Raw genomic sequence first — 11,924 nt, forward strand, 5'->3', positions numbered from 1 at the left:
AGAGTGTCAACTTTTCGAGGCTGAATGCAAGACTTCAGCATGGCATCGCGTCAAAGTGATGGGTATGGGGCTTTGTTGGACGCACTCGATCGACGGATCATCGGCGCTCTGCTCGCGCATCCGCGGGCTACCCACGCGCAGATCGGCGAGGCGGTCTTCACCTCGGAGGCGACCGTCTCCCGCCGGCTGCCGCGACTCATGCGCAGCGGGGCCGTCCGGGTGATCGGGGTGATGGACAGCGAGACGACCCGGCGGGCGCGATCGCTCTTCGTCCGGCTGCGCTGCCGGCCGGGCACCGCCAACCGGTCGGCCGAGCACCTGGCCCGGTGGTCGGAGAGCGGATCGGTCAAGCTGGTCACCGGCAGCGTCGAGTGCGTGGCGGAGGTCTCCTACACCTCGAACGAGCACCTGCGCAGGCTCATGTTCGACCAACTGCCCGGTTTGGACGGCATCCTCGCGGTCTGGAGCAACCAGGTGATCCGCAGGTTCTCCACACCGCACGGCTGGAGCCCGAGCCTGCTCCCTCCCGACGTGGTCGACCGGCTACGCGACCAGCGGATGGACCAGTGGAACGAGCAGGTGCCGACCGTACCTCCGGCCCGGCTGAGCCCGTTGGACGAGGCGATCGTCGCCGGTCTGACCCGGGACGGCCGCCAGGGCTGGCAGCAGTTGGCCGAGCGGTGCGGCGCGAGCCCGGTCACGGTACGGCGGCGGGCCGAGGCGATGATGTCCGCCGGCTTCCTCCGGATGCGGACGCTTGTCGAGCCCGCCGTGGTCGGGCTCCCGGTGAACGCCTTCGTCTCGCTCAACGTGAATCCCACCCAGCTCGGGCAGGCCGGTGAACTCCTCGCCGCGCACCCCGCCGTACTCATGATCGCCGCGACGACCGGAGACCGGAACCTCTGCGGCGAGATCGCGCTGGCCAGCGACAGCGGCCTCTACGACTTCCTTTCCGAGACGATCGGCCAGCTCCCCGGCCTCCAGCACGCCGACGTCGCGGTCGCGCTCCGTTCCGTCAAGCGGGCCGGGATGGTGTTGCCCGCGCCGGAACCCGAGCACGGCCAGGCCGGAACCTGAAGCACTGCCGCACCCCGGCCCTGAAGCACTGCCGCGCCCCGGCCCTGACGGACCGCCGCACCCCGGCCCTGAAGCACTGCCGCGCCCCGGCCCTGACGGACCGCCGCACCCCGGCCCGCCGAGCCGGTGACCGGCGCGGATGCAAGGTGCCGACACCCCGCCGGCCATGTTTGACGGTTTCCGACGAGATCGTCGTCGGTTCGCCCGGCAGACCTTGATCGGTAACTCGGGCCCGTGCCAGGCTCACCGGCACTTTGGAGGACGGCCGGAAGGAACGGACCATGTCATCGATGCCCGCCCGCGACCATGACCACCTCCGGCTGGACCGCCGCCGGATCCTCCGGCTTGGCGCGGGTACGGCAGCCGCGGTGGCCGCCGGGGCTGCGGTCGGCGGCTCGCCCGCCCTCGGCGCACCGACGGCCGCCGGCCCGTCCCGGCCAGGCGGCTCCGCACCGTCCGGCTTCGCGCTCCTCGGCGACACCCAGATCGATGTGGACATCCCCGAGCGGACCGGGATCGTGAGTTGGGTCTACCAGCACATGGCCGCGGCGAACCCGCCGATCGTCTGTCACGTCGGCGACATCGTCGAGCACGGCTCGGTGGCCGAGTACGACACCTATCTGAGCACCATCCCGGCGGCCCTGCGCCCCCGGATCCGGCACGTTCCCGGCAACCACGACTGGCGGTGGGACGGCACCGCAGGTGCGCGCTACCGCGCGCTGTTCGGGCCGAGCCGGTACTCCTTCGACCACGCCGGCCTGCACTTCGTGGCACTGGACCCCAGCCACCTGCTCCAGGAGCCGGGCGGTTTCGGCGAGTCCGGTATCGCCTGGCTGACCCGGGACCTTGCCCGGGTACCGGCCGGCGTGCCGATCGTGCTGCTCTGCCACTTCCCGTTCGGCGGTGACAACTACTTCGTCAACGACCAGGAACGGCTGCTGGGGCTCCTGGACCGCTACAACGTACGGGCCGTGTTCGCCGGGCACGTGCACGCCGAACAGGTCCAGCGGTTCAACGGGTTGACCCAGTTCGCGGTCGACGACACCCGCGGGGCACCGATCTACTACTGGGTGGAGCGTACGTCCGGACGGGGCGGCTCGGCGCTGCGGATCACGGCGGTGCAGCGGGCAGCCGACGGCAGTGCCGAGACCCGGCCGGTGCTGGAGATCCCGCTCGACGGCACGCGGACCGCCCTCGCGCAGCGGCCCCAGGCACTCTCGCTCACCCCGGCCGCCTCGACTCTGGCGGTCTCGGTGCGCCTCTCGCGGCATGCCGGGGCGGCCAGCGTGCAGGCACAGCTCTATCCGCAGCACACGTACGGGCTCAAGGACCCCGGCCAGTGGCGGGACCTCGCCGCCGACGACTCCGGCCGCCGGTTCAGCGCCGGCCTGGACATCGCCGCGTTGCCGCCCGGCGAGCATCGGATGACCGTACGGGTCACCGACCCCGGCGGTGCCTGGTACGAGCAGACCCGTACGTTCGCCCTCCCCGACCCCCGGCGGCGGCTGCGCTGGCGCGAACAGCTCGGTGCACCGGTGCAGGCCGGCCTGGCCGCCCGGGACGGACTGCTGATCGCCACCACCACCGACGGCACCGTGCTCGGCGCCCGACCCGACCGCGACGGACTGCGCCAGAGCTGGCGGACGATGCTCGGCCCGGTGCACGGCCGTCCGGCGTTCGCCCCCGACGGCCGGACCGTCTACGTGCCCTCGGACGACCAGCACCTCTACGCCCTCGACCCGTTCACCGGCCGGCGCAGGTTCGCCTACCGGGCCGGCGCCCCGGTGCTGGGCAGTCCGCTGGTGACCAGCGTGGCCGGTCGTACCCTGGTCGTCTTCGCCGCCGGCGAGACCCGACAGGCGATCGACGCCCGCACCGGCGCCCGGGTGTGGAGCGTGCCCGGTGCCGGCATGTTCGCCGGGCGCGCGGCAAGTGACGGCATCCGGGTCTACGCCGGCGCCGGGGACGGCAACGTCTACGCCCACGACGCCGCCACCGGCGCCGTCCGGTGGTCGTTCTCCACCACCGAGCGCGCCACCGCCTACAGCCGGCTCATCTACGGCCCGTGGGCGGACAACCTGGAGGTACTGCCGAACGGGCTGGTCCTGGTCTCCACCGTGGCCGGGGCGTTCGCCCTCGATCCCGTCACCGGGCAGCAGCGCTGGTCGATCAACGGCTCCTACATCTACGCCCCCAAGCTGCTGCTCGCCGACGGCGACGTGCTGATGTTCGACGACGGAGGGCGTACCGCGGCCCGGGTCGACCCGGACACCGGAGTGGCCCGGTGGACCACCGCACTCGGTGCGCGTCCGGTCAGCACCGGCGCGGCGATCCACCGCTCCGTGGCGTGGACCCCGACCACCACCGGCCTGCTCGTCGCGTTCGACCTCGACACCGGGTCGGTCCGGACCCGCCTGCAGTTGACCACCACCGGGTACTGCTACAGCCCGCCGGTCGTCGTCGGTGACCTGCTCCTGGTCGGCGACCAGGACGGGCTGCTGCACGGCGTCGACGTGCGCTGACGCGGACTCGCCGGCCGGCCAGGCGCAGTGCCCGCCGCTTGATCGGCACCGCACACACCTCGTCGTCGACGGCCTCGTCCGAACCCCGAGGCGACCGCGACGGAGGCGGACGGACGGAGGCGGGCGTCAGGCCGGTGTGCCGGCGCCGGCCGGCGCCAGCCGGAGTTCGAGGCGCAGCTCGTCGTGCAGCGGGATGCCGTCGGCGCCGATCGTCGGGATGCTCGGCTTGCGCAGCCGGGCCCGGTCGACAGCGCCCGGATCGACGGCGACGATCCGCAGGCCGCGCCGCTGATAGAAGCGCAGCGCCCGCAGGTTGTCGTTGCTGGTGATCAGCCAGAGGTGATCCGCACCCTCTGCCCGGGCGGTCTGTGCCGCGCCGGCCAGCAGGGCGGTGCCGATCCCGGTGCCGGGCCTGTCGGCCACGATGCTGACCACCTCCAGCCCGGTGCCGTCCAGGTGCCAGGCCAGGGCTCCGCAGACTCCACCCGCGCCGTCGACCGCGACCAGGACGGGCAGCTCGCGCAGGTCGTAGCGGACGTCGTGGCCGATCACGTACGGCCCGCCCCACTCCCGGTCGTGCAGCGCGTCGATCGCCGGCCGGTCGTCCGGCCCGGCGGGGCGTACCCGCAGTTGCGACACCTGTCCGTCCCTCCCCCGAGGCGCCTGGCAAGGTAACTGTATGCGCCTGTGTATCTTCACCGAACCGCAGCAGGGTGCCAGCTACCGGGATCTGCTCCGGATCGCCCGGCACACCGAGGAGTGCGGGTTCGACGGCTTCTTCCGCTCCGACCACTACCTGACGATGGGCGGCAGCGGGCTGCCCGGACCGACCGACGCCTGGCTGACCCTGGCCGCCCTGGCGGTGCAGACCTCCCGGATCCGGCTCGGCACGCTCGTCACCTCGGCGACGTTCCGGCTGCCGGGACCGCTGGCGATCAGCGTCGCGCAGGTGGACGAGATGAGCGGCGGCCGGGTCGAGCTGGGTCTCGGCACCGGCTGGTTCGAGGAGGAACACCAGGCGTACGGCATCCCGTTCCCGTCGCCCGCCGAGCGGTTCGACCGGCTCACCGAACAACTGGAGGTGGTCACCGGGCTGTGGGCCACCCCGGTCGGCGACACCTTCGACTACTCGGGGAAGTACTACCAGCTGGCTGACTCACCGGCGCTGCCGAAGCCGGTGCAGTCGCCGGCGGTACCGGTGATCGTCGGTGGCAAGGGGCTGCGGCGTACCCCGATGCTGGCCGCCCGGTTCGCCGACGAGTTCAACGTGCCGTTCAGCCCGGCCGACCAGGTGGCCCGCAGTTACACGGCGGTGGCCGAGGCCGCCGAGCGGGCCGGTCGGGCGGAGTCCGGGCGTGACCCGCTGGTGCTCTCCGCCGCGCTCTCCGTGCTCTGTGGGCGGTCGGACGCCGAGGTACGCCGCCGGGGCGAGGCGATCGGCCGCGATCCGGAGGAGATGCGGACCTCGTACGGCGTCGCCGGCACCCCGGAGCAGGTCGTCGAGCAGATCCAGAGGTACGCCGAACTCGGCGCCAGCCGGATCTTCCTCCAGGTGCTCGACATCGCCGACCTGGACCACCTCGACCTGATCGCCGCCGAGGTGGCGCCCCGGCTCTGAGCCGGGGCGCGCGCGGATCCGGCGCCCGGTCCGCTCGAACTCCTGCGATCGCAGGGCGCGGCGGTGCGGCGGTGCGGCCGTGCTCAGGCCGCGTCGTCCGCCCTGCCGAGCCGCCAGTAGCCCATGAAGGCGACCGACTCGCGGTCGAGACCACGCTCGGAGACGAGGTACCGGCGCAGCGTCCGGATCACCCCGGACTCGCCGGCCAGCCAGGCGTAGTGCCCGCCGCCCGACAGGCCGACGGGTACCTCCCAGAGTTCGTCGTCGACGGCCTCGTCCGAAGCGTCACGCTCGGCCGGCCGGTCCGTCGGCAGCAGCCGTTCGGCGGCGGCCCGGACGGCCGGAACCAGCAGGCTGCCGTGCGCCGCACCCGAGCGGGGCAGCCAGTGCACGTCCACCAGCGGCGGGGCCGGCAGGTCGAGTACGTCCGCCGGCTCCGGCACCTCCAGCAGTACCTCGCCCCGGCTGTGTGCGGGCAGTCGTTCGACGATCGCGGCGATCGCCGGTACCGCCGTCTCGTCTCCGACCAGCAGCAGGGTGCGGGAGGCCAGTGCGGGCTGGAACTCCCGGCCGCCGTGGTCACCGAGGTAGCCGTGGTCCGGCCCCATGATCATGATCTGGTCGCCCGGAGCGGCGGCGAACGCCCAGCGGGCCGCGGGACCGTGTGCGCCGTACGCGCCGCCGTCCGGGTGCAACACGATGTCCACGTCGACCTCGCGGGCCTCCCGGCGTACGGCCCGGGTGGTGTAGGTGCGGAACGGGTTGCGCAGCTCGGTGGGGAGGGCCCGCCAGCGCGGGTACCAGTCGGTGCCCTCCGGCAGGTGGCGGAAGCCGTGCACCGGTACCGGGAAGACGAGTTTGATCCGCTGGTCGTAGCCCGGGTCGGCGAAGGTGTCGAAGTCGTCGCCGGTGAAGGTCACCCGGAGGAAGGACGGGCTGAGCCGGTGCAGCCGGACGACCTCGGCGGGGAAGAGCCGCCACGGGGCGACGAGCGACGGTGCGGTGGAAAGCTCGGTCATTCGGCCAACCTCTCGGTACACGACGCCGACAGGTACGTACGGCGAGCGACGTCCCGTTAGGTTAGCCTAACCTGCTCAGAATGTCAGTGGGGGTGGGTACGTCCGCCCGCTCGCTCGTCCCGATCAGCCGCGCAGCCGCAACCCGCGCGGTGTGGCCCGGAAACCGGCGGAGGTGAGCGCGTCGCGCAGCGGCGAGGCGTGCACCGAGGCGCCGTCGGCGCGCTCCACCGCCAGGGCGCCGAGCGCGCCGGAGCCGACCGCCGAGGCGAGCGCCTGGGCGGCGGCGGCCAGCGCCCCGGTGTCGGCACTGAACGAGAGCAGGGTCCGGCCGCCGCGTTCGACATAGAGCACCAGCGTGCCGTCCACAAGCACCACAAGCGCACCCGCCTTACGCCCGGCCCGATGCCCGGTCGCCGAACCACCGTGCCCCGAGCCGCCGTGCCCCGAACCACCGTGCGAGGCGGAGCCGTGCGCCGAGCCGCCGGTCGCCGCACCGCCGGGGCCGGCGTCGGGTACGACAGTGCCGTCGCCGGAGTCGACCACCCGGGCCGGCCAGGGCAGCGCGGCGCCGTACGGGTTCGCCGGGTCGGTGGCGGCAAGCACCCGTGCACCGCCGCCCCGACGGCGCAACTCCTCCGGCTCGGCGAGCGCCCGCAGCCGGTCCACCGCCCCGGGTACGGCGAACTGTGCCGCACCGAGCCCCTCGACGAAGTAGCCACGGCGGGCCGCTCCGCGCTCCTCCAGCGCGGAGAGCACCGGATAGACCGCGGCGAAGCCGCCGGAGACGCCCTCGGCGACCACCGCTCCCCGGGTCACCACCCCGTGCCGCTCCAGCAGTACGTCGGCGAGCGCGGCAGCCCGACGGGTCGGGTCGACGTCCCGCTCGGGAAGCCGGGACCAGCGCCCGGCGACCGTCGGTGGCCCGCCCCGGGCCGGCAGTGCGGGGCGACCCGGCCGCCGGTAGCGGGTCCGGGGCGCACCGGTACGCGGCCGGTGCGCACCCCCGCCGCCGAGTACGGCACGCAGCGGTGCGAGGGTGTCGTTGGTCAGCCAACCGGCCCAGACCAGCTCCCACACCACCCCGATCAGCGCCGCGTCGTCGATCGGGCCGGCACCGGAGCCGGTGACCCGCTCGTCGGTGGCGACCCGTTCGGCAAGCGATCGGAAGAACAGTGCCTGCCCCTCGCCGAGGGCGCTCAGCACCGCCTCGTGCAGCGGGGTCAGCGCCAGCGCCTCGTCCGGCGGTGGCAACAGCAGGGCGGCGCTGTCGGCGTAGGCCAGGGTGACCCAGCCGTCGCCCCGGCCGATCGCGCCGGAACCCGCCCACACCACCTCGCCGCTGGCGCAGAGTTCGTCGAGATAGCCGGGGGAGTAGTCGGCGACCCGGGCGGGCAGCACCAGGCTCTCCAGCGCGGACGCCGGCACGGCGGCCCCCTGCAACTGTTCCACCACGGCGGCGACCGCCTCGACACCCCGGGCCGCCGCGCCGACCTGCTGCCAGCGCGGCAGGAAGGTGGCCAGGGTCCGGGCCGGCACCGGCTCGATCTCCCGGCGCAGCGCGGCCAGGGATCGGCGGCGCAGCAGGCGCAACACCTCGGCGTCGCACCACTCCGGCCCGGCACCGGTCGGGGAGAACTCGCCGGAGACGACCCGTCCGTCGGCACCGAGCCGGCGCAGCGTCTGCTCCACCACGAAGACCCCGAGGCCGAACCGGGCCGCGCAGGTGCCGGCGGCGAAGGGTCCGTGCGTGCGGGCGTACCGGGCGACGAGATCGCCGAGCGGGTCGGCCACCGGTTCGAGGTACGCCTGTGCCACCCCGACCGGCAGTGCCACCCCGAGCGCGTCCCGGTAGCGGCCGGCGTCCTCGACGCCGATCCAGCGCTCCTGCCCGGCGACCCGGACCCGGAGGATCCGCCGCGTCTGCGCCAGCCCGGTCAGCCAGTCCGGAACGACCCCGCGCTCGGCCAACTCGTCGTCGGAGAGGTCACCGAGCAGCCGGAGCAGTTCGACCGCGTCCTCGGCGTCCCGGGGGCGGCGCTGCTCGGTCAGCCAGCGCAGCTGCCGCTCGGTCTCGGCCACCACCGTCGGGTCGAGCAGCTCCCGCAGGTCGACCCGACCGAGCAACTCGCCGAGCAGGGCCGAGTCGAGCGCCAGGGCGGCGGCCCGCCGCTCGGCCAGCGGGGCGTCGCCCTCGTAGAGGAAGGCGCCTACATAGCCGAAGAGCAGCGAGCGGGCGAACGGCGACGGCCGGGGAGTCTCCACCTCGACCAGGCGTACCTTGCGGGCGGCCACCTCCCGCATCAGCGCCACCAGGCCGGGCAGGTCGAAGACGTCCTGGAGGCACTCCCGCGCCGCCTCCAGGGTGATCGGGAAGTCGGCGTACTCCCGGGCGACGTCGAGCAGTTGGGCGGCGCGCTGGCGCTGCTGCCAGAGCGGCTGACGGCGGCGCGGGTCGCGGCGGGGCAGCAGCAGGGCGCGGGCGGCGCACTCCCGGAACCGGGCGGCGAACAGGGCGGACCCGCCCACCGACTCCTCCACCAGCGCGGCTATCTCGTCGGGGTCGAAGGCGACAAGCTCGGCGCCGGGCGGATCGTCGGCGGTGTCCGGCAGCCGGACGACGATGCCGTCGTCGGAGGGGACCACCTGGGCGTCGACCCCGTAGCGCTCGGCGAGCCGGCGGGCGATGGCCAGCGCCCACGGCCCGTTGACCCGGGCGCCGAGCACGCAGTGCACCGCCAACCGCCAGTCGCCCAGCTCGTCGCGGAAGCGCTCCACCAGCACCGTCCGGTCGTCCGGTACCGAACGGGTGGCGGCCTGCTGCTCGCGCAGGTATGCCACCAGGTTGCCGGCGGCCCAGTCGTCCAGCCCGCCGGAGCGCAGCGCGGCGCGGGCCCCCTCGTCGTCGGCCCGGACCAGGCCGCGCAGCCGGTTGCCGAGCGCCCGGCCCAGCTCCACCGGGCGGCCGAGCTGGTCGCCCTTCCAGAACGGCATCCGGGCCGCCTGCCCGGGTGCGGGTGAGACGAGTACCCGGTCCGGGGTGATGTCCTCGATCCGCCAGGACGACGAGCCGAGCAGGAAGACGTCGCCGACCCGGGACTCGTAGACCATCTCCTCGTCCAGCTCACCCACCCTTGCAGCTCGTTCGGCACCGGCCAGGAAGACCCCGAAGAGCCCCCGGTCGGGGATGGTGCCGCCACTGGTCACCGCCAGCCGCTGCGCGCCGGGACGGCCGGTGAGCAGGTCGGCGGCGCGGTCCCAGACCAACCGGGGACGCAGTTCGGCGAAGGCGGTGGACGGATAGCGCCCGGAGAGCATGTCGAGTACGGCGTGCAGGGCCGAGTCGGGCAGCTCGGCGAAGGGTGCGGCGCGCCGGACCAGCGCGGTCAGGTCGGCGACCCGCCACTCGTCAAGTGCGACCATCGCCACGATCTGCTGGGCGAGCACGTCCAGCGGGTTGCGCGGATAGTGCAGCTCCTCGATGGCGCCCTCGGTCATCCGCTCCGCCACCACGGCACAGGAGAGCAGGTCGCCCCGGTGTTTCGGGAAGACCACACCCCGGGAGACCGCGCCGACCTGGTGCCCGGCCCGACCGACCCGTTGCAGGCCGGCGGCGACGCTCGGCGGGGCCTCGATCTGCACCACCAGGTCGACGGCGCCCATGTCGATGCCGAGCTCCAGGCTGGAGGTGGCGACCACCGCCGGCAACTGGCCGGACTTGAGCGCCTCCTCGATGTGCCGGCGCTCCTCCCGCGAGACGCTGCCGTGGTGCGCCCGGGCGATCACCGTCGCCGCCCCGGTGGCCGCCCCGGACTGCGCCATGATCTCCGCCGGCAGCCGGGCCGGCGCCCCGGGCCGGGCCGGCGGTTCCGCACCGACGCGACGGGTCGCGTCGCCGCCGGTCGCGCCCCGGTCGCCGCCGGTCGTGCCGCCGCCGTCGCCGCCGGTGGCCAGCTCGGCCTCGTCGGCGGCGAGTTCGTTGAGCCGGGCGCAGAGCCGCTCGGCACCGCGTCGCGAGTTGGTGAAGACGATGGTCGACCGGTGCGACCGGACCAGGTCGTAGACGCGTTCCTCGACCGCCGGCCAGATCGACGCCCGGCGCGGGGTGCCGAACTCGTCCTCCGGCGCCTCCTGCTCGTCCAGCCGGGTCATGTCCTCGACCGGCACCTGCACGCTGACCTCGATGGTCTTCGCGGTCTCCGGCTGCACCACGGTCACCGGCCGGGCGCCGCCGAGGAACCGCGCGGTGGCGTCGATCGGGCGTACGGTCGCGGAGAGCCCGATCCGCTGTGCGGGAGCGGGCAGCAGGGCGTCGAGCCGCTCCAGGGAGAGCGCCAGGTGGGCGCCGCGCTTGGTGCCGGCGACCGCGTGCACCTCGTCCACGATCACCGTCTGCACGCCGCGCAGCGAGTCCCGGGCGGCGGAGGTGAGCAGCAGGAAGAGCGACTCCGGCGTGGTGATCAGGATGTCCGGCGGGGTACGCGCGAACGCCCGCCGCTCGTCGGCCGGGGTGTCGCCGGTGCGCATCCCGACGGTGATCTCGGGCGGCGGAAGCCCCAACCGGGACGCCGCCTGCCGGATGCCGGTGAGCGGGGTGCGTAAGTTGCGTTCGACGTCGACGGCGAGCGCCTTGAGCGGGCTGACGTAGAGCACCCGGCAGCGCTGCCGGGGGTCGGCCGGAGCCTGCTCCCGGGTCAGCCGGTCCAGCGACCAGAGGAACGCGGCCAGGGTCTTGCCGGAGCCGGTTGGGGCGACCACCAGGGCGTTCTGGCCGGCGCCGACCGTCCGCCACGCTCCGGCCTGCGCGTCGGTGGGTGCGGCGAACGCGGCGTCGAACCACTCCCGGGTCGCCGCGCCGAACCTCGCCAGCACATCGCTCACCGACCCATCGTGCCCGGTCGGTCCGACAGGTTCACCGGAACGGTTGTCCGCATGACCGGTTGATCGTTGTTTTCGCCTGAGATGAGGGCTAAGTCTCACTTAACTGCTTGCGAATGATGTGCAACCTACAGTAACTTCTCCGAAACCCAAGCTCGGCGCCAAGGGGGTACGGATGACCGGCGACCCGCGCGACGTCCCCGCCGCAACGGATGTGTTGACCCGCCGGGTCGACGCCTACCTGACCGTGGCGCGGGCCGGCCTGCGCGGCGCCGACCTCGAACTGGCCGAGCGGCTCGTCGACTCCCTCCGCCAGTTGGTCGCGGCCACCGCCACCGCCAGCGCGGCGGACCGGGCCCGGGTCCGGGCCGCGGTGCACGCCCTGGTGCTGCGCCGCCAGGCGCACGGCCGGGTGCTGCCCCGGCGATCCCTCGCCGCCGCCCAGCAGGTGATCAACCAGGTGGTTCGGCAGCTCGGGCGGGCCGACCTGGTCGTACCCTCCACACCGGAGGTGCCGGAGGGGACCGCCGCCCGCACCCGCCGGGCCCGGGGCACCGCGCCGGCCCTGCTCGATCCGGCTTCGGCGCAGAGCGCCGACTCGCCGTGCACCGTCGGCTGACAGCGATCATGTTCGTGATCACCACTCGTCCGGGTTCCGACCCGTCGACTGACTGACTCCGGATCTTTCACCGGATCCGCCGGCCCCGCTCGGGTGGTTTCGGGCGATTTCGCACGTCCAGCCCGGCTCTGGCGTGTGATCTGTCTGAGCCCGCGTCCTCGCGGCCGGACCGTGTCGACACCACCTGGAGTACG

Annotated in this window: 6 protein-coding genes and 1 pseudogene; 4 read left to right on the forward strand and 3 right to left on the reverse strand. The window is 73.9% G+C overall.

Features of this window, described 5'->3' with window-relative positions; all coding sequences use genetic code 11:
* The first annotated feature begins 75 nt into the window (after positions 1-75).
* A complete protein-coding gene (locus tag CLT71_RS32335) occupies positions 76-1,077 on the forward strand; it encodes an Lrp/AsnC family transcriptional regulator (RefSeq protein WP_158242347.1) in 1,002 nt (333 codons plus the stop codon).
* Positions 1,078-1,358: 281 nt separating this feature from the next.
* Positions 1,359-3,599, forward strand: a complete 2,241-nt coding sequence (locus CLT71_RS32340) for an outer membrane protein assembly factor BamB family protein (RefSeq protein WP_143743695.1) — start codon at positions 1,359-1,361, stop codon at positions 3,597-3,599.
* A gap of 126 nt (positions 3,600-3,725) precedes the next feature.
* Here the strand turns inward: CLT71_RS32340 and CLT71_RS32345 are convergent, their stop codons facing one another.
* Entirely contained in the window at positions 3,726-4,238 is a 513-nt protein-coding gene (locus CLT71_RS32345) for a GNAT family N-acetyltransferase (RefSeq protein WP_158242348.1), read from the reverse strand.
* 40 nt (positions 4,239-4,278) lie between these two features.
* Here CLT71_RS32345 and CLT71_RS32350 point away from each other — a divergent pair, with 40 nt between their 5' ends.
* Positions 4,279-5,217 (forward strand): LLM class F420-dependent oxidoreductase, encoded by a 939-nt coding sequence (locus CLT71_RS32350; protein WP_101370442.1) that lies wholly within the window; start codon positions 4,279-4,281, stop codon positions 5,215-5,217.
* An 83-nt stretch (positions 5,218-5,300) separates the two neighbouring features.
* On the opposite strand, the gene CLT71_RS32355 is transcribed toward CLT71_RS32350, so the two are convergent.
* Together CLT71_RS32355 and CLT71_RS32360 are read right to left on the reverse strand one after the other, a co-directional pair.
* Positions 5,301-6,236, reverse strand: a complete 936-nt coding sequence (locus tag CLT71_RS32355) for a siderophore-interacting protein (RefSeq protein WP_101370443.1) — start codon at positions 6,234-6,236, stop codon at positions 5,301-5,303.
* Between the two features lie 123 nt (positions 6,237-6,359).
* Entirely contained in the window at positions 6,360-11,105 is a 4,746-nt protein-coding gene (locus CLT71_RS32360; RefSeq protein WP_486483742.1) for an ATP-dependent helicase, read from the reverse strand.
* Positions 11,106-11,286: 181 nt separating this feature from the next.
* On the opposite strand from CLT71_RS32360, the pseudogene CLT71_RS32365 reads away from it, so the two are divergent.
* A pseudogene (locus CLT71_RS32365) lies at positions 11,287-11,644 on the forward strand (hypothetical protein); the annotation flags it as partial.
* Positions 11,645-11,924 lie beyond the last annotated feature (280 nt).

Source organism: Plantactinospora sp. CNZ320 (assembly GCF_002846275.1).